The sequence below is a fragment of the Advenella mimigardefordensis DPN7 genome (genome assembly GCF_000521505.1).
Taxonomy (GTDB): domain Bacteria; phylum Pseudomonadota; class Gammaproteobacteria; order Burkholderiales; family Burkholderiaceae_B; genus Advenella; species Advenella mimigardefordensis.
Window position 1 is genome coordinate 1,792,183 of sequence record NZ_CP003915.1, and the last position, 18,127, is coordinate 1,810,309.

Here is an 18,127-nt window from a genome sequence, read left to right on the forward strand (position 1 = left end):
TTTTTTGCATTGTTGTCCTTCATGAAATTCATCCATACCTCCGACTGGCACCTGGGTCGTTCACTGTGCAATCATCCCTTGCTGGATGACCAGGCGCATATTCTGCAGCAAATTGCAGACTATGCGAAGCAGCATCAGGCCGACGCATTGGTGATCGCCGGCGATGTCTATGATCGCGCGGTGCCGCCTGCTGCTGCGGTGCGGCTGCTGAATGATTTTCTGAACCGCATGCATAGCCTGGCTATTCCGGTTGTGATCATTCCCGGGAATCACGACAGCGCTGACCGGCTGGGTTTTGCCGCAACGCCGCTGAACGCATCCGGTGTGCATATCATTGCCGATTATGAGCAAATGCTGCAGCCGGTGGTGGTCAGTACACAAGCGGGGCCACTTTATTTTCACGGCATTCCCTATACGGATCCGGTACAGGTGCGCGTATATGCGGGGGAGCCCATCGACAGCTATGAACAGGCGCATCGGTATCTGCTTGAACGCATCGCCCGAAATACAGAAGCGCCGGGCGTTCACGTGTTGATCAGCCACTGCTTTCTGGCCGGAAGCCAGGAGAGCGAGTCCGAACGTCCGCTGGCCGTAGGTGGCGCAGATCAGGTGCCTGCTGCCTTATTCGACGGCTTTGCCTACGTGGCGCTGGGACACCTTCACGGTCCTCAGGCGGTCCGCCAGGGACGCATCCGTTATAGCGGCTCACCGCTCAAGTACAGCTTTTCGGAAGAAAAGCACAATAAAGGCGTGCTGCTGGTTGATTTCGACCAGAACGGCGTTGCCGCAGCGACGGCGCTGCCCCTGCATCCCCTGCATGATGTGCGCAGCATCGAAGGCAGGCTGGATGAACTGCTTCTTGCCGCGCAGACCGATGCACACAGCGAAGACTATTTGCTTGTCAGGCTGACCGATGATCACGCGATTCTGGATCCGATGGGAAAACTGCGGGCAGTCTATCCGAATGTGCTGCAAATGGAAAAACCCCAGCTTTACCGGGACGAGGCTCAGCCACTCATGTCTGCTGCCAGATTGCGTCGTGATGAATTTTCATTGTTTAGTGATTTTTTTGAACAGGTCAGCGGTCAGCCCATGACGCCGGCACAACGCACTGCCATGCAGGATGTCGTTAGTCAAGTGTTGAAAAGGGAAGCGTAAATGGTTCCCTTATATTTGCATTTGCAGGCCTTCGGACCTTTTGCGGTTGAACAAAAGCTTGATTTCACCCAGTTGGGTTCCAACCCGCTGTTTCTGATCAATGGCCCCACCGGCGCCGGTAAAAGCACCTTGCTCGACGCCATTTGTTTTGCTTTGTATGGTGAGACCACGGGAGATGAGAAAGACCCGCGTTCGCTGCGTTCGGATCTGGCCGATCCGGCAACGGTAGCGCGCGTCGTCTTCGGCTTCCGACTTGGCGGCAAAGTCTATGAAATCCAGCGTCAGCCTGCACAGCCCGTTCCCAAAACCCGCGGCAGTGGCCTGCGGGAGATCGGTACCGAAGGCGCCATGCTTGATCTGACTGATGGCACCCCAAAGGTGCTGGTTGCCAAAAAGGCCGGGCAGATTACCGATTATGTCGAGCAGCTCACCGGCTTGAAAGCCGAGCAGTTTCGCAAGGTCATGGTATTGCCGCAAGGCAAGTTCCGCGAACTGCTGCTGGAAACGTCACTCAAGCGCGAAGCCCTGTTTGCGCAATTGTTTCAGACCGACATTTTCCGGCAGATCGAGCTGCAATTGCAGGAGCGGGCCAAAGATATCCGGGCACGGCGCGACGCCAATGAGCTGCAGATCGCCGGCTTGCTTGAGCAGGCCGATATTGAAGAGGAAAAGCAGCTTGCCGCCACGCTTGCCGAATTGGCCGAGGCGGAAACCGCCGCAAAAATCCGCCGTACCGATACGGCTCAATTGCATATGCGTGCGCAGCGTAAGGTGGAAGAGGCCCGGCGGATCCGCGCACAGTTTGAACAGCGTGACGCCCTGACCGCACAATTGGCCCGGCTGGAGCAGCGTCAGGCGGCCGTTGCTGAACAGGAAGCTGCGTTACGCCAGGCCCGCGCGGCTGCGCAGTTGCGACAGTGGTATGATGCAGCGGCGCAGACTGGTCAGCGCCTCACGCAAACACAGGCACGGCTGGATGACAGCCAGTTGCAGCTTGAGACGTTCTCGCAGCAATTGGTGCGGGAAAAGGCAGATCAGGCAACGCAGGCTATGGCATACGAGCAAACCACCGCGCTCAATGTGGAGCGCAGCCGCTTGCAGGCGCTGGTTCCCAAAGCACATGAATTGGAGCGTCAGCAGCAGCGACTGCAGACGCTGAATGCAGCGCACACTCAGGCGCGCGTTGCGCTTCAGGCCAGGACCCAAGAGCAGCAGGCCAGACAAGCGCGTATGGCCGGTATAAAGTCTGATCACGCCGCTTTGCACGCAATGGTGGCGGCATTGCCCGACCAGAGCATGGCAGTGGCGCGCAATAAGCTGCGCCTGGATGAACGACTGGCCTGTGATGCGCTGGCCGGGCGCTTGCAGGCGTTGCGCGCTGAACAGGCGACAGCGGCGAACCAGCAGGTGCATATGCAGGATGCCTTGCACTCGGCTCAGCGGGAACAGGATCGCCTGGAACTGGCCTGGCATCAGAATCAGGCCAGTCTGCTGGCCGCCCGATTGCAGCAGGGGCTGCCGTGTCCGGTATGCGGCAGCGAGTCGCATCCGGCGCCGGCGTCGTCGGACGGGCAACAGATCAGTGATCAGATGCTGCGTCAGGCCAGGCAAGGGGTACAGGCCGCAGCGCAGCGCCTGGCGACGCATGACGCGCAGATAATGCAACTGGCGCGCCGCTGTGATGAGCAGCAGATCGAACTGGATCAGCGTCGGCAGGCGCTGGGAGAGGACGCGCATGCAGACCTGACGCAATTGCAAACCCGGTTTGCCGAGCAGGAGCAGCAACTGCAGGCGAGCCAGCGTGCGCGCCAGCAATTGGATGAGGGGCTGCGTCTGTTGGCGACCCTGGAGCAGGCGCAGCATACGCAGGAACAGGCTCTGGCGGAGCTTCGAACGCAATTGCAGACATTGAGCGTAGAGCAAGGCAGCCAGGAAGCGATTTTGCAGATGCTTGAGCAGGAACTGCCGGAGCACTGCCGTTCCGATGCGCAGCTGCGTGTGCAGGTAGACGGATTAACGCGACAGATAGACGACCTCACCAACGCATGGCGCCGGGCCGAGAACACGGTGCGGCAGCGGCAGGATCAGATTCTGGGCTTGCAGTCTACGATCGCTGCGCTGCGCGAGCAGTTGGAACAGGACAGACAGCTTCATGTCGCAGCGATGGATAAATACGAACAGACCTTGCAACAGAGTGAATTTGCGGACACGGATAGCTGGCAGGCCGCTCAAAAGGATGAGGCGCAGTGTACGGCATTGCAAACTGCCATTGCCGACCATTACGAAGCGCTGCATCAGACCCGGGGGCGATATGCCGAACTGGAGCAGGTGCTCCATAGTCTGGCCCAGCCTGACCCGGAGCAGTGTTTGCAAGAGCAGCAGGAGGCCGCCCTGCTGGCTCAGCAGGCTGAGCAGGCCTGGCAGCACATCCGCGACCGCCTGCTGGCGCTTACGACCCTGCAGGCGCGTCTGGTAAAAATCCGGGCCAGCAGTGCGGTGCTGGATGAGGAATATGCGGTATACGGCACGCTGAGTGATGTTGCTTCGGGACGCCAGGGCAGCAAAGTCAGTCTGCAGCGGTTCGTACTGAGCGTGTTACTGGACGATGTGCTGATCGGAGCCTCGCAGCGTCTGCGTAAAATGAGTCGGGGGCGGTATCAGTTGATCCGCCGTGAACAGGCGGGGCGTGGCGCCTCGGGCCTGGATCTGGATGTTATGGATGAATACACCGGGCAGCAGCGCGCGGTGGCGACCCTGTCCGGTGGTGAATCGTTCATGGCCGCCCTGGCGCTGGCGCTGGGCTTGTCCGACGTGGTACAGGCGTATGCCGGCGGTATTCGCCTTGACACCCTGTTCATTGACGAGGGATTCGGCAGCCTGGATGCCGAGTCGCTGGAGCAGGCCATACGCACACTTATCGATTTGCAGGCCGGCGGCAGGACCATCGGTATTATTTCTCATGTGAGTGAGCTGCGTGAACAAATGTCCTTGCGCGTGGACGTGATCCCGCACGTGTCGGGCAGTCAGATTCGCGTGCATGCCCCCGGTATTGCAGATGGGGAATTGTTGCAGAGCAACTGATCGGTGGCTGCGGCGGCCACGACGCAGGCGGTATTCTGCAATCACTCTGGTTCTGTGTCCCTATGCGGCGCACGCCCAGTTGGGTCGTTGAAGTGGCGGGGCAACTGTCCGCTCACTTGCGCGGGTGCACAAAAAAATCGCAGGCAGGCCAGAGAAATTGAGTAGAATGATGGTCTGCTTTCAATTTAAGTAATTGAAATTTCAGCTTTTTGTCAGATAATTGAATATAGTGGACCGTTAAACTACAGGCAAAATCAATATGCGAATTTTAGTAATCGAAGACGACAATATTCTGGGTTCAGCTCTGCAGGAGTTTCTGCGCGAACAGGGATATGCTGTCGATTGGGTCTCCAACGGGAGCCAGGTCTTTGGCGCGGTGTCTGGGCAGGTGTACCAACTGCTTATTCTTGATCTGAATTTGCCGGATATGAACGGACTGGAAGTGCTCAAGCAATTACGTGCTCAGGGACATCAGGAACCCACGCTGATTCTCACCGCCCGCGATGATGTAGAAGACCGCGTTGCAGGGTTGGACGCTGGCGCAGATGATTACGTGACCAAGCCGTTTGAACTGTCTGAGTTGGCTGCCCGGGTTCGTAGCTTTGCGCGACGCCAGTCCGGCCAGTCCAGTCCCGTCATCGAAGTCGGGCCGTTGCAGTTCGATACAGTGGGCCGTGAAGTCCGTGTTCATGGCGAGCGGCTCAATCTGTCGGTACGTGAACTGTCGGTGCTTGAAATGCTGATGGCTCGTCCGGGTAGGGTGGTAACCAAACGACAGATTGTCAATTCCCTGTCGGCCTGGGATGCCGACTTTAGCGAGAATGCGGTCGAGGTGTATGTCTATCGTCTGCGCAAGCGCCTGGAGGGTACCGGTACGTCAATTCAGACCGTGCGCGGGTTTGGTTATCTACTTGAAATTGATGATGCGGCGGCCCCTACGGCCTGAGAAAAGATTGAACCTGTCGGAGTGATGCTCTAGAATCAGCGGCAGGACAGCCTATTCTCTTATTTCATGACCAATCCTCAAAACGGCAGTGCCCGGCGCGGTAGCTCTTTTCTTCAGAAAGGTTCTCTGTTTCGCCATCTGATCATCCGCCTCATTCCGGCGCTGCTGGTTCTCATTATTCTTGATTTCAGTGCAACCCTGCTGATTATGCAGGATGCGCTTGACTGGGTGGTCAAGGATATCTTCATTGTTATTATTGTGGGGCAGCTACTGCTGGTTGTGCTGTTTGCCTGGCTGGTTTTCTATGGTGTGCGCTCGGGGCTGCACTCGGTTAATATGCTGGCCCGCGAGATTTCCCAGCGCTCGGAAGAAGATCTGCAGCCCATTGAGTTGCATAATGTGCCCACCGAGCTGCTGCCTCTGCTGGATCGCCTGAACGATTTGTTGGGTAAACTGGATGAATCTCTGGTGGCCCAGCGTCGCTTTATCGGTCATGCTGCGCACCAGTTTCGTACACCGCTGGCCGGCCTGCGGCTCGAATCCGAGCTCATGCTGGCGCGTAGCTTGCCCGATGATGTGAGAGAACGGGCCGAGAGAATCAAAACCATCAGTAATCGCCTTATCCATCTGGGACAACAGTTACTGGTACTGGCCAGGGCTGATCCGGGGATTCGTCCTCAGGACGTTTTTACAAAAATAAATTTATGCGAGTGGGTGCAGAACGCCGGACTGGAATGGGTGCCCAGGACGCGGCAGCATGGCGTTGACCTTTTTCTGGACGCCCCCGACACTCCGGTGTGGATAGACGGGGATGTATTGCTGCTGGAAGAGCTGCTGGGCAATCTGATTGACAACGCCCTTAAGTACGCTCAGGGAGCCAGCAACATTACACTGACCGTAGGATCCAATCCGCCGTCGCTCACGGTGCGTGATAATGGTTGCGGCATTGATCCGGACGATGCGGCACAAATTTTCGATGCATTTTATCGTTCGCCCAAGGCGGGTGCCACGGGTACCGGTCTGGGGCTGACCATCGTGCGTGAAATTACACGCGCCCATGGTGCCTGGTGGAGCCTGCTGAGTCGACCGCAAATTCAGGGCACGCAGATTACCGTGATTTTTCCCGGGCCACGTATCGGTACCCGTCTTACCCGTTCAAAGGTAGATCAATAATGCAGCAGGATTCAAAGAAGTCTCCGGGCGCAGGCATGCTGCTTGGCGCACTGGGCGTGGTTTATGGTGATATCGGCACCAGCCCGCTGTACACCATTCAGGCCAGCCTGAATGGTGCCGGCGTTGGCGCAGGACAGGATGCGGTACTGGGGATCCTGTCTATCCTGTTCTGGCTGGTCATGATCGTTGTCTCGGTCAAGTATGTCATTCTTGTGTTGCGTGCCGACAATAAGGGCGAGGGCGGGGTGCTGGCGCTGATGGAACTGGCGATCCGCAATATCAAACCCCGATATCGACCTATCCTGCTGGTGCTTGGTATATTCGGTGCCTGCCTGTTCTACGGCGACAGTGTTATCACGCCGGCCATTTCAGTCCTATCAGCGCTGGAGGGAATCAGTGTTATTTCAGATCGCTTTGATCAATGGATTCTGCCGCTGTCGGTCGTCATTATGATTGGCCTGTTCCTGATCCAGTCGCACGGCACCGGGCTGGTCGGTCGTCTATTCGGCCCGATCATGTTTATCTGGTTTCTCTCACTGGGCCTGCTGGGTATCTGGAATATTATCGACAATCCGGTGGTGCTGCTGGCACTCGAACCGATCTATGCCTTGCGCTTTATCATGCACGACCCGATACACAGTTTTTTGCTGCTTGGCTATGTTGTGCTGGCGCTCACGGGGGCTGAAGCGCTTTATGCCGATATGGGTCATTTCGGGCGGCCGGCAATCAGTCGGGCCTGGTTCTGGTTTGTGCTGCCCGCCTTGCTGCTGTGTTATTTCGGTCAGGGTGCCATGGTGATTCAGAACCCGGCCGCTGCGAAGAATCCGTTTTTCATGTCCGTGCCGGTCTGGGGGCAAATTCCCATGGTTATTCTGGCCACCATGGCAACGGTTATTGCCTCGCAGGCGGTTATTTCAGGCGCGTTTTCGGTCACGCGCCAGGCCGTGCAGATCGGTTTGTGGCCGCGCATGGACATACGTCATACCTCGAGCGAAGAGGAAGGACAGATTTACATGCCACGGGTTAACGGGCTGCTGTTTGTTGCCGTGATCGTGCTTGTGCTGGTATTCCAGAGCTCCGAGAAACTGGCTCACGCCTACGGCTTTGCGGTGACGGGTACGATGCTTACCACGTCCATTCTCGCCTTCAGCGTGATGCCGGGCATGTATAAGGGGTTTCGCCGGGTCCTTATCTATGCGCTGCTTTGCCTTTTTCTGATTATTGACGTGCTGCTGTTTTCCGCCAATGCGATCAAAATTGAAGAGGGCGGCTGGTTACCATTGATTATTGCGCTGGGGCTGTTTACATTGATGATGACCTGGCGCAAGGGACGGGAAAGGCTGGAGCGGATTGATATTGACGAGGCCCAGCAGCTCAAGCCATTTCTGAATATGCTGTTGCACGATACTGTGCCCCGTGTTCCCGGTACGGCCGTGTTCATGCATTCAAACCCGCAGCGTGTGCCATCAGCCCTTTTGCATAATCTGAAGCACAACAAAGTGTTGCATCAGCAGCTGGTCTTTTTGTCTGTGAAAAGCACTGATGTGCCTTTTGTTTCACAGGAAGACCGATTCGTGATTTCCGAGGTGAACACCAATGCCTGGCAGGTCACGGCAACTTATGGGTTCAAGCAGGAGCCCAATGTACCGGAATTGCTTGAGCAGGTTCATGCCGCGCACCCGCAGATTGATCTGTCGCCGATGGTGGTGTCGTATTTCATGTCGCGCCAGACGATTATGGTGTCAAACCGCGCACCACTCATCAAGCGCTACCGGCGCAGGCTGTTCGCCTTTATGTCCCGCAATGCCGCGCGTAGCACGCGCTTTTATAAGATACCGCCTAACCGGGTTATCGAAATGGGCATACAGGTGGAACTCTAGCCTGGCATATTCGGCGCTCACCCTTGACGCATACCAGGATGATTTCGGTAAACGTGAGTGAAGGCCACGGCTACACTTAGCGGCAAATACCTCGCTATGCCTGGCCAACACCGCAGCCATAAAGCAAAACCGCCGGCAATGCCGGCGGCTTGTGGCTTTCCGAAGCGCAGCCGCTTATTTACGACCGGCTGTGGTTTCAATGCGCATACGCAGCGCATTCAGTTTGATGAAGCCACCTGCATCTGCCTGATTGTACGCACCACCATCATCGTCAAATGTGGCGATGGTTTTGTCAAACAGCGTGTCTTTGGAATCACGGGCGACGGTATAGACGTTGCCTTTGTACAGTTTCAGGCGGACCCAGCCGTTAACGGACTGTTGTGAGTGATCAATCAGCACCTGCAACGCTTTGCGTTCAGGAGACCACCAGTAGCCGTTGTAGACCAAAGCCGCATAGCGGGGCATCAGATCGTCTTTCAGGTGAGCCACTTCACGATCAAGCGTGATGGACTCAATGGCGCGATGGCCACGCAGCATGATGGTGCCGCCCGGGGTTTCGTAGCAGCCGCGGGACTTCATGCCCACATAGCGGTTTTCGACAAGGTCAAGACGGCCGATGCCGTGCTTGCCGCCGAGTTCGTTCAGTTTGGTCAGCACCTGGGCTGGCGTGAGTTTCTCGCCATTGATGCTGACGATGTCGCCACGTTCGTATTCCAGATCCACGTATTCCGGTGTATCGGGCGCCTGCTCGGGAGAGACGGTCCAGCGCCACATGCTTTCTTCTGCTTCGGCCTTGGGATCTTCCAGATGGCGGCCTTCAAAGCTGATGTGCAGCAGATTGGCGTCCATGGAATAGGGTGCGCCCCCATTCTTGTGCTTCATATCAATTTCAATGCCGGCTTTTTCCGCATAGGACAGCAGTTTTTCGCGTGACAGCAGATCCCACTCGCGCCATGGTGCAATGACCTTGATCGCGGGGTTCAGAGCGTAATAGCCCAGTTCGAAACGAACCTGGTCGTTGCCTTTGCCGGTGGCACCGTGAGAGACGGCATCAGCCCCCACTTGCTGGGCAATTTCAATCTGACGCTTGGCGATCAGCGGACGGGCGATAGAGGTACCCAGCAGATATTCGCCTTCGTAGACGGCGTTGGCGCGAAACATGGGGAAAACGAAATCACGTACGAACTCTTCGCGCAAATCGTCAATGAAAATGTTCTCGGGCTTGATACCGAATTTTTCAGCCTTGCGTCGTGCGGGCTCGAGTTCTTCGCCCTGTCCGATATCGGCGGTAAATGTAATAACTTCACACTGGTAAGTGTCTTGTAGCCATTTCAGAATGACTGAGGTATCAAGACCGCCGGAGTAGGCGAGAACAACTTTTTTGACTTCGCTCATTAGGAACTCGTATATTTAGCAGGTTGTGAGAAATAGCGCGATTGTCTGGTTAAGGCGGGCTATCGGCGTTCCGGTAGCGCGTGCCGCTGCTGCATCAGGGGGGTGCCGGCCATATTGCCGTACAACCGTTGCTGCAGCACGCGTTCAGATGCGACGCATAGACGGTATTTTAGCGCGTTTCAGGATCGCTGACAGTCTCAGGCTTGTGCGTCGGGCAATCGTCCAAGCAGCAGGAACTCCATCAGGGCCTTTTGCGCATGCAGGCGGTTTTCCGCTTCGTCCCAGACAACGCTTTGCGGACCGTCAATCACCTCGCCGGTGACTTCTTCGCCGCGATGTGCGGGCAGGCAGTGCATAAACAGTGCATCTGATTCTGCGGCCTGCATGACCTGGCTGTTGACCTGCCAGTTTTTGAATGCGCGCTTGCGTTTTTCGTTTTCCTCTTCGTAACCCATGCTGGTCCACACATCGGTGGTGACCAGGCTGGCACCGCGGCATGCTTCGGTCGGGTCGTCAAACTGTTCCAGTACATCGCCGGAGACTCCAGCGATACGGTCTGCTTCCAGGCGATAGCCCTTTGGCGCAGAGACATGCATTTTGAATCCAAGCAATTGCGCTGCCTGAATCCAGGTGTAGGCCATATTGTTGGCATCGCCAATCCAGGCAACCGTTTTTCCCTTGATGGCGCCGCGATGCTCCATGTAAGTGAGGATATCGGCAAGGATCTGGCATGGATGATATTCGTTGGTCAGGCCGTTAATAACCGGTACCCGTGAGTGGGCGGCAAAGCGTTCAATACGCGTTTGTTCAAAGGTACGAATCATGACAATGTCGACCATCCGCGAGATCACTCTTGCGGTATCTTCTATGGGCTCGGAACGACCCAGTTGCGAATCGGTGGTTGTCAGGTGAATCACCGAACCGCCCATTTGGTACATGCCGGCTTCGAACGATACGCGGGTACGGGTGCTGGCTTTTTCAAAAACCATCGCCAGCGTACGATCGTGCAGCGGCATATGTGGCTCGTATCGTTTGAATTTGCTTTTGATGATCAGCGCGCGATTGAGCACGTAGAGGAGTTCATCAGAGGTAAAGTCTTTGATCTGCAGGAAATGCCGCATCGGGCCGGTCGATTGCAAGTTTGTCATGGCAGAATGATTCAGTCGCTAACGTAAACAAATAAACAGTAAAAACAAACGGAACAAGGTTTTACACAGAACAATAAAAAATAAAATACGACTCCCGGCAGCTCCTGTGAGAGAGACACCAGGCGTTTGTCCTGAGAGGGAATGGGCGGGTTCGGGCGACGGGGTATATCTGTGGTTTCTTTCATATAACCCGTCAAATTGCCGGTGCCGCCAGACGCTATCATATACAATTCTGTCTTTAGTATATCTTTGTTCTCTGGCGGTTTTTATCGCAGGAGACTTTTTCTTGAAGATAATTGAAGTGCAACAGTTAATTATCCACGGGGTTACCGAAGAAGGCCAGCGCTTTCGCCCAAGCGACTGGGCGGAAAGGCTCGCCGGCGTGATGTCGCACTTTCGCCCAGGCGGCAATGTTGGGCCGGGAAATCACATCACCTATTCGCCTTATGTGGTACCTAATAATATTGATGGCGTCAAATGCGTGATTGTGGACTTTCGCCTGCGTGAACTTGAGCCGCTGGCGTGGAAATTTGTCGCTGATTTTGCCAAAGACAATAAGCTCAAAACATCTGAGCGAACACTCTGAATCATTTTTCCCGAACGTCCTGTTCATTTATTCCAGCCTCTATTTATTCCAGCCTCGCCTGATCTGTCCCTGCGCTCTGATTGAGTGATGTCAATAGGGGGGGGCGCGGGGTGATTGTGCGTGTCCGATTGATTGCGTGTTGCCATAGGAAATGGTGGGCAATGAATTGAGGGCAATGGTGGGTAATGGCCGGGTAGGAGAGGTAGGAGAGGTAGTGTGGCTGGTTTCTTCAGGCGCAGCTAATCGTCGCGAAGGCCGTGGGGCGGAAAACGCGACTTGTTCCGAGCGAATCAGGAGCGAATGAGCTCGGACAGCTCAGCTCAATGGCGAAGGGAAGACCCGGGGATTGTGGGTTTGGTGTGGTGTTTCAGGGACCAGGGATGGTGTTTCAATGAAACCCGACAAAGCATAAAGCGCGGCTTAAAGCCACGCTTTATGATTACCATTGACGCAAACCGTTAAGCTTGCCGGTACTTGGGGAGCGTTGCGTATTTCGCGCGCTATCGCCTACTTGCCCCGGCAAGGTACTGCCAGTGATGCAAATCAGGCGCTGATGGCGCGGATAGCAGCAGACAGGCGGCTTTTATGACGGGCAGCTTTGTTTTTGTGGATGATTTTTTTGTCGGCTACGCGATCGATAACGCTGGTTGCTTTAGCAAACACTTCGTTTGCAGCAGCCTGGTCGCCGGCAGCAATTGCCTGACGTACGCGTTTAACTGACGTGCGCAGCAGTGAGCGCAGGCTGGAATTGTGTTTGTTACGAGCAACGGATTGACGTGCACGTTTGCGTGCTTGTGCAGTATTGGCCATGGTAGTTCTTTAATTAAGTTAATTCAGCAAAGTCTGGTAGTTTAGCATATTCATAGGGTTATGCAAGAAATCTGTGCAAAAACACTGGTTTACATCGAAATTTTGCTTATATTGTGCGCTCAGGACAACAGCAAGCCCGCATTGTCGGCCGCCAATACACTAGGCCGCAACGCGACAGGCATGGGGTATGTTAGCGCCGGCGAGTGAAATCGGCCGGGCGAAATCCCACTATAAACAGTGCTGCAAAGTAAACCAGCCCGCAGGAAACCAGCAGGGTAATCAATGTCAGCAGGCGTGACAGGGTGAAGTTCAGGTGCGGGGGCAGCAGCTGCGCTAGCAGGCCATTGATCCAGGCGTTGATGGTGCCTGGTGTGAGGGCTGTCCAGCTCATATAGTGCTGCAAAAACAGGATCCATAAGGCCAGAATAATCACGGCAGGCGTCAGCCGCAGGAAAAAAGCCAGCCATCCTGCATGAGGCTGGTAAATGTTCTTGCGGCGCAGTCCCACCAGCAGGCATAGTGCGTTTGCTGTCGCCCCCAGCCCGATGGATAGCGCCAGGCCGGCGTGGTGGATAAGCGGAACGAAAATCACATTCATGATTTGCGTAAAAATAAGTACGCCAATGGCGATTTTTACCGGTGTACGAATATCCTGTTTGGCGTAGAAGCCAGGCGCCAGAATCTTGACGGCAAGAATGCCGATCAGTCCGACTGCGTAGGCCATGACAGACAGGCGGGTCTGCTGTACATCGGCGGCACTGAATGCCCCATAATTGAACAGGGTGGCCACCAGGGCGTCCGATGCCAGCGCCAGCCCAAGGGCAGCAGGTACGCCGAGCAGCAGCACCAGTTTCAGGCCCCAGTCGAGCAGGTGGCTATAGGCTTGCGTGTCCTGTTTGCTGTGCGCCGCCGACAGGCTGGGCAACAGAACCGTCCCCAGAGCAACGCCCAGCAGTGCTGTGGGAAACTCCATCAGCCGGTCTGCAAATGATAGCCAGGTGACGCTACCGGCGGGCAGCCAGGTCGCAATATTGGTATTAATCAGAATGGATATCTGGGCGACCGACACGCCCAGTGTTGCCGGCCCCATCTGGCGGATAATCCTGCGCACCAGCGGATCGGCCCAGGCGTTTTTAATATTGAATGACAGTCTGGGCGTTAGTCCCAGTTTTGCCAGGGCGGCCCACTGCACAAGCAGTTGCGCGACACCGCCAAGCATGACGCCCACCGCCAGGGCATAAACAGGTGTGCCAAACAGGCCGGTGAACAACAGACAGGCCGCAATCATCGACAGATTGAGCAGAATCGGCGTGAACGCGGGGATGGCAAACCGGCTCCACGTATTGAGTACGGCCGAAGCAAACGCCACCAGCGACATGCATAGAATATACGGGAACATCACCCGCGTCATCCACACCGCCGATTCGAATGCTGTATCAGAGGATGAGTGGGACATCCCGGTGGCCATGGCGGTGACAACCCATGGCGCGGCAATAATGCCCAGCACGGTGATCAGCATCAGTGCATAAAGCAGCACGATAAATACATGATCCAGCAGCACCTTGACCTTGTCCTGGCCGTGCCGGTTGCGTGCTTCGCCAAGTATGGGTACGAATGCCTGGGAGAATGCACCTTCTGCGAACAGGCGGCGCAGCAGGTTGGGAATGCGGAATGCCACCCAGAACGCGTCGGTCAGCGGGCTGGCGCCGAAGGTTCGGGCGACCAGGATATCGCGGGCCAGGCCCGAAATGCGCGAAAGCAGGGTAAGGCCGCTGATGGTGGCGGCAGACCGTAAAAGACTCATGAGGTGTCGGAAAAAAAACAAGGCACGTGAATATTACGCTTTTGGCGAACTCACGTGCCTGTGATCGGGATGACAGTAAAAATTATTTTGGCGTAAGCCGGATGGCGCCGTCAAGCCGAATGGTCTCGCCGTTGATCATTTCGTTGGTGATAATGCTATAGACCAGTTTGGCGTAGTCCTGTGGCGTTCCCAGGCGTGATGGGAAGGGGATATTTGCTGCCAGCGAATCCTGTACTTCCTGGGGCATGCCGAAAATCATGGGCGTGCCGAAAATACCGGGAGCGATGGTGTTGCAGCGGATGCCCGAACGAGCCAGGTCGCGCGCAACCGGTAAGGTCATACCAACCACACCGGCTTTAGAGGCCGAATAGGCGGCCTGGCCGATCTGCCCTTCATAGGCGGCGACTGAGGCCGTATTGATAATGACGCCACGTTCTCCGGTGGATTCCGGCTCGTTGTTGTTCATGGCGGTGGCCGCCATGCGCAACATATTGAAGGAACCGATCAGATTGACTGCGATGACTTTCTGGAAAAGATCCAGGGGATGGGCCCCGGTTTTACTGACGGTGCGTGAAGCAGGTGCGATGCCGGCGCAGTTGACCAGGCCGACCAGTTTGCCGGCCGCCGTGGCCGCGTTGACGACCGTATTGGCGTCTTCTTCGCGGGTCACGTCGCAGTGCACGTATTGCTGCTTCAGCTCAGCGGCAAGTTGCTGGCCCGGTTCGTCCTGAACATCGGCGATGATAACCTTCGCACCCTGTTCAACCAGCATTCTTGCGGTGCCGGCGCCCAGGCCGGAGGCACCACCGGTAACGATAAAAACCTTATCCCTGATTTCCATGTCTTGTCCTCGCGATATTAGGATTGGCTCAGCGCTTCTTCAATGCGGCGGGTAATTTCTTCTACCTTGCCAACGCCTGAGATGTGCACGTATTGCGGCGCTTTGCTGTCGTTCTCTGCAGCCCAGTCGGAGTAGTACTTGACCAGTGGTCGTGTCTGATTGCGATAGACTTCCAGGCGTTTTCTGACGGTTTCTTCCTGATCGTCGTCACGCTGCACCAGCGTTTCGCCGGTGAGGTCGTCTTTGCCGTCCACTTTGGGCGGGTTGAATCGCAAATGATAGGTGCGTCCGCTGGCTGGGTGTACGCGACGTCCGCTCATGCGCTCAATAATGTCTTCTTCGGGCACATCGATTTCAATCACGTAATCGAGGCCGATATCGGCATTCTTCAATGCATCAGCTTGTGGAATCGTGCGTGGGAAGCCATCAAACAGATAGCCTTTTTTACAGTCATCTTCAAGCAGGCGGTCTTTGACCAGCCGGATAATAATGTCGTCGGACACGAGTCCGCCATTATCCATCACTTTTTTCGCTTCCAGGCCGACAGGAGTCTGGGCTTTGACCGCTGCACGCAACATGTCGCCGGTGGAAATTTGTGGAATGCCATATTTCCGCGTGATAAAAGTTGCCTGAGTGCCTTTGCCTGCGCCTGGTGGCCCTAACAAAATGAGACGCATGGATCCCTCCTGAGTGTTGTTATGTGTTACTGACGGAATGCTATTTTATATGATGCATTGCAAAATTAAGCCGAGTTACGGTAAAAATCGCGAACTCGTTCGAGATCTTCCTGTGTATCGACGCCTGGCATGGGGGCGCTGGCGGTAACCAGCACGTGGATACGGAACCCATGCTCCAGTGCCCTGAGCTGTTCGAGCGACTCGAAGGTTTCCAGGGCCCCCTGACTGAGGGACGGAAAAATTTTCAGGAACCCGCTACGATAAGCGTATAACCCAATATGATGCAATGCGGGAAAACCTGTAGGAAAAGCGGATGGCTCACCTGCGGAACGGGCTGCGTTCGAGGCGAAATGGTTGCGTGCCCATGGAATGGGCGCGCGCGAAAAATAAAGTGCATATTGCTCGGACGAGCACACCACCTTGACAATATTGGGGTTGAAAAAATCCTGCTGGTCGGCCAGCGGATAGGCGCAGGTTGAAATGGCGGCCGCGCTGTGGGCCTGCAGATCTTCGGCGGTGCGATTGATGATATCCGGCTCGATCATGGGCTCGTCGCCCTGAACGTTAACAATGACCTGATCGTCCGGCAGCGCCAGCCGGGTGGCGACTTCGGCCAGCCTGTCGGTTCCCGAGGGATGGTCTGCGCGGGTGAGCAGTGGCGTATAGCCATGCTGGCTTACTACATCTGCAATATGTGAATCATCTGTAGCGATATAAACCTGGCTGGCTGCAGAGCGCGAGGCCTGCCGGGCGGTACGCACCACCATGGGCAGTCCGCCGATATCGGCCAGCATTTTCCCGGGCAGCCGGGTAGAGGCGGCGCGCGCCGGCACAATAACAATAAAGCCGCTCATCTTAGTGTATGCTACCGGGTGTGGCTGAACCGGCTGCGTCGCTTTCCGCTGTTTTGCCGCTCACCGGCCTGGCTGCCGTTGGGGCGCCGGGGTTTTGGCTGAGCGATCGTGCCTCTTCCTGCAACATGATGGGGATACCGTTTCTGATGGGGTAGGCTAGTTTGTCGTACTGGCAGACCAGTTCCTGCTCATTCTGGTCATGACGCAGGGGACTGTTGCACAGCGGGCAGACGAGGAGCTTGAGAAAATGCGTGTCCATATTCGTGTGGTGTAATCGGTTGAATGGATCAGTATACCGGTAATGATTTGAGTTGTTCGGCGATTCGGTCAAAAAAAGCTGCATCGGAAAACCGAGGCGCCACCTCCATGCTCCACAGGCGCTCGTCCTGCATGGCTTTGCATTTGGCTGCATCCTTGGCGGTCATCAGCACGATATCGGCGTCAATGGCCCGAAGTTCGTCTTCCGAAAAGGCATGGTGATCGGGGAAGGCAATGGTTTGTTGCGCAGTAATGCCCGCGTGCGACACTGTGCTGAAAAAGCGTGGAGGATGTCCGATGCCGGCAATGGCGGCAATACGCTGTCCCTGGTGCGCTGTCGCCCATTGTTCCGGCGGCATACTCTGGCCGGAGCGCAAATGCACCATCCGGGTCGGAAGCAACTGCATGAGCACGCGTCGCGGCTTGTTGTGTTCGTCAACGCCGCTCCTGGCTGGTGGCGATTCGGTGGCTGGCCCTGTTGTTGCTGGTGCTTCGGCAGGCGTATTGATGACCAGATAGTCGACCGAGTCCAGTCTTGTGGCGGGTTCTCGCAGGGGGCCGGCCGGGAGCAGGCGGCCGTTGCCGATGCCGCGGCTGTCCTGCACGGCAATCTCGATATCGCGCCCGAGCGCCAGATGCTGCAGGCCGTCGTCGGCAATGATGACGGTGGTGTCCGGATATTGTTGCAGCAGGCAGCGCGCTGCTCGTGTTCGGTCCGGATGGATGGCGACCGGCGCGGCGCGTGCCAGCATAGCGGGCTCGTCGCCCAGGTAGGCTGCATCGATTTGCTCGCCGTAGCCATGGCGCGCTTCATGACCAACCTTCACGCCATAGCCGCGGCTGATCACGCCTGGCTGCCAGCCACGTTGTCGCAATGCAGCGAGCAGGCTCAATACAAATGGCGTTTTACCGGTACCGCCAACGAAAATGTTGCCGACCACGATCACCGGAACCGGCAGGCGACTGGCTTGTTTCAAACCACGTTTATAGCGCAGCTTGCGGATGGTAACGGCCAGGCGAGTGATCCATGATAGCGGCAGCAGCAGGTCGGACAGGCGTCCGCCGCTTTGCCATTGGCGCAGCAGGGTATCGGTCAGGGTAGAATGTCTTTTCTTTACCATGGTCTGGTTGATGGCTGGGATCCGGTAAAATCGGAAACGGCCAGTGTACTTGTTTCTGATATCGGAAAACGGGCATGCAGGGCAACGCCGGTTATTCATGTTCAGCGCGACGCTTTGTTAACGGCCGGTGCAGGACATGTCGAACATTATCGCATCAAATCGGCGTGGCGCTTCAGGAGCGTGATGGCCTACGCACGGATCGCTAAGCGTCGATTGCCGTGATGATGAGACTGCGTTTGTTGATGGTTCTGACTGGGTTGGCGACATCATGCAATGCACAAAATCAGCATGGCGCAGAAAGGTCGGAATGGGTAAATGTAACTACTCACATTTTCTGTGGATAATTCTGTGAATAAGATGCTGTAATGGCGTATCTACACAAGTGCTGGGCTTGT

15 protein-coding genes are annotated in these 18,127 nt (G+C 56.1%); 6 read left to right on the top strand and 9 right to left on the bottom strand.

Annotated elements, in window-relative coordinates:
- Positions 1-21 precede the first annotated feature (21 nt).
- From MIM_RS08275 to MIM_RS08295, 5 genes are all read left to right on the top strand, one after another.
- Positions 22-1,158 (top strand): exonuclease SbcCD subunit D, encoded by a 1,137-nt coding sequence (locus MIM_RS08275; RefSeq protein ID WP_025372284.1) that lies wholly within the window; start codon positions 22-24, stop codon positions 1,156-1,158.
- Positions 1,159-4,239: an AAA family ATPase gene (locus MIM_RS08280; RefSeq protein ID WP_025372285.1), complete on the top strand. Its 3,081-nt coding sequence runs from the start codon at positions 1,159-1,161 to the stop codon at positions 4,237-4,239. It begins immediately after the preceding gene.
- A 259-nt stretch (positions 4,240-4,498) separates the two neighbouring features.
- Positions 4,499-5,185: a response regulator transcription factor gene (locus MIM_RS08285; RefSeq protein WP_025372286.1), complete on the top strand. Its 687-nt coding sequence runs from the start codon at positions 4,499-4,501 to the stop codon at positions 5,183-5,185.
- Positions 5,186-5,251: 66 nt separating this feature from the next.
- A complete protein-coding gene (locus tag MIM_RS08290; RefSeq protein WP_025372287.1) occupies positions 5,252-6,358 on the top strand; it encodes a sensor histidine kinase in 1,107 nt (368 codons plus the stop codon).
- On the top strand, positions 6,358-8,238 hold the full coding sequence (locus MIM_RS08295; protein ID WP_025372288.1) for a potassium transporter Kup: 1,881 nt from the start codon (positions 6,358-6,360) through the stop codon (positions 8,236-8,238). Before MIM_RS08290 ends, MIM_RS08295 begins: the two co-directional genes overlap by 1 nt.
- A gap of 174 nt (positions 8,239-8,412) precedes the next feature.
- On the opposite strand, the gene MIM_RS08300 is transcribed toward MIM_RS08295, so the two are convergent.
- Both MIM_RS08300 and argF read right to left on the bottom strand, forming a co-directional pair.
- Entirely contained in the window at positions 8,413-9,633 is a 1,221-nt protein-coding gene (locus MIM_RS08300) for an argininosuccinate synthase (protein WP_025372289.1), read from the bottom strand.
- Positions 9,634-9,830: 197 nt separating this feature from the next.
- A complete protein-coding gene (gene argF, locus MIM_RS08305) occupies positions 9,831-10,781 on the bottom strand; it encodes an ornithine carbamoyltransferase (RefSeq protein ID WP_025372290.1) in 951 nt (316 codons plus the stop codon).
- A gap of 286 nt (positions 10,782-11,067) precedes the next feature.
- Between argF and MIM_RS08310 the strand changes: the two genes are divergently transcribed.
- Positions 11,068-11,367 carry a DUF3579 domain-containing protein gene (locus tag MIM_RS08310; RefSeq protein WP_025372291.1) on the top strand — a complete coding sequence of 100 codons (300 nt, stop codon included), beginning with the start codon at positions 11,068-11,070 and terminating at the stop codon, positions 11,365-11,367.
- Positions 11,368-11,910: 543 nt separating this feature from the next.
- Here MIM_RS08310 and rpsT read toward each other — a convergent pair.
- The 7 genes from rpsT to lpxK all read right to left on the bottom strand — a co-directional run bounded on the left by rpsT (position 11,911) and on the right by lpxK (position 17,732).
- Positions 11,911-12,177, bottom strand: a complete 267-nt coding sequence (rpsT, locus tag MIM_RS08315) for a 30S ribosomal protein S20 (RefSeq protein ID WP_025372292.1) — start codon at positions 12,175-12,177, stop codon at positions 11,911-11,913.
- A 190-nt stretch (positions 12,178-12,367) separates the two neighbouring features.
- Positions 12,368-13,981 carry a murein biosynthesis integral membrane protein MurJ gene (gene murJ / locus MIM_RS08320; RefSeq protein ID WP_025372293.1) on the bottom strand — a complete coding sequence of 538 codons (1,614 nt, stop codon included), beginning with the start codon at positions 13,979-13,981 and terminating at the stop codon, positions 12,368-12,370.
- 82 nt (positions 13,982-14,063) lie between these two features.
- Positions 14,064-14,822, bottom strand: coding sequence for a 3-hydroxyacyl-CoA dehydrogenase (locus MIM_RS08325; RefSeq protein WP_025372294.1), 759 nt, complete (start codon positions 14,820-14,822; stop codon positions 14,064-14,066).
- A 17-nt stretch (positions 14,823-14,839) separates the two neighbouring features.
- Positions 14,840-15,499: an adenylate kinase gene (gene adk / locus MIM_RS08330; protein WP_025372295.1), complete on the bottom strand. Its 660-nt coding sequence runs from the start codon at positions 15,497-15,499 to the stop codon at positions 14,840-14,842.
- 65 nt (positions 15,500-15,564) lie between these two features.
- Positions 15,565-16,353 carry a 3-deoxy-manno-octulosonate cytidylyltransferase gene (gene kdsB / locus MIM_RS08335; RefSeq protein ID WP_025372296.1) on the bottom strand — a complete coding sequence of 263 codons (789 nt, stop codon included), beginning with the start codon at positions 16,351-16,353 and terminating at the stop codon, positions 15,565-15,567.
- Between the two features lies 1 nt (position 16,354).
- Complete coding sequence (locus MIM_RS08340; protein ID WP_025372297.1) at positions 16,355-16,612, bottom strand: Trm112 family protein; 258 nt, start codon at positions 16,610-16,612, stop codon at positions 16,355-16,357.
- 28 nt (positions 16,613-16,640) lie between these two features.
- The gene (gene lpxK / locus MIM_RS08345) at positions 16,641-17,732 is read right to left on the bottom strand and encodes a tetraacyldisaccharide 4'-kinase (RefSeq protein ID WP_025372298.1); all 1,092 of its coding nucleotides are present in this window, start codon (positions 17,730-17,732) and stop codon (positions 16,641-16,643) included.
- Between the last annotated feature and the right edge of the window lie 395 nt (positions 17,733-18,127).

Excerpts from the sequence above, each read along its gene's own strand:
- MIM_RS08275 (WP_025372284.1), top strand. The coding sequence starts at position 22 with ATGAAATTCATCCATACCTCCGACTGGCACCTGGGTCGTTCACTGTGC.
- MIM_RS08280 (WP_025372285.1), top strand. The coding sequence starts at position 1,159 with ATGGTTCCCTTATATTTGCATTTGCAGGCCTTCGGACCTTTTGCGGTT.
- MIM_RS08285 (WP_025372286.1), top strand. The coding sequence starts at position 4,499 with ATGCGAATTTTAGTAATCGAAGACGACAATATTCTGGGTTCAGCTCTG.
- MIM_RS08290 (WP_025372287.1), top strand. The coding sequence starts at position 5,252 with ATGACCAATCCTCAAAACGGCAGTGCCCGGCGCGGTAGCTCTTTTCTT.
- MIM_RS08295 (WP_025372288.1), top strand. The coding sequence starts at position 6,358 with ATGCAGCAGGATTCAAAGAAGTCTCCGGGCGCAGGCATGCTGCTTGGC.
- MIM_RS08300 (WP_025372289.1), bottom strand. The coding sequence starts at position 9,633 with ATGAGCGAAGTCAAAAAAGTTGTTCTCGCCTACTCCGGCGGTCTTGAT.
- argF (WP_025372290.1), bottom strand. The coding sequence starts at position 10,781 with ATGACAAACTTGCAATCGACCGGCCCGATGCGGCATTTCCTGCAGATC.
- rpsT (WP_025372292.1), bottom strand. The coding sequence starts at position 12,177 with ATGGCCAATACTGCACAAGCACGCAAACGTGCACGTCAATCCGTTGCT.
- murJ (WP_025372293.1), bottom strand. The coding sequence starts at position 13,981 with ATGAGTCTTTTACGGTCTGCCGCCACCATCAGCGGCCTTACCCTGCTT.
- MIM_RS08325 (WP_025372294.1), bottom strand. The coding sequence starts at position 14,822 with ATGGAAATCAGGGATAAGGTTTTTATCGTTACCGGTGGTGCCTCCGGC.
- adk (WP_025372295.1), bottom strand. The coding sequence starts at position 15,499 with ATGCGTCTCATTTTGTTAGGGCCACCAGGCGCAGGCAAAGGCACTCAG.
- kdsB (WP_025372296.1), bottom strand. The coding sequence starts at position 16,353 with ATGAGCGGCTTTATTGTTATTGTGCCGGCGCGCGCCGCCTCTACCCGG.
- MIM_RS08340 (WP_025372297.1), bottom strand. The coding sequence starts at position 16,612 with ATGGACACGCATTTTCTCAAGCTCCTCGTCTGCCCGCTGTGCAACAGT.
- lpxK (WP_025372298.1), bottom strand. The coding sequence starts at position 17,732 with ATGGTAAAGAAAAGACATTCTACCCTGACCGATACCCTGCTGCGCCAA.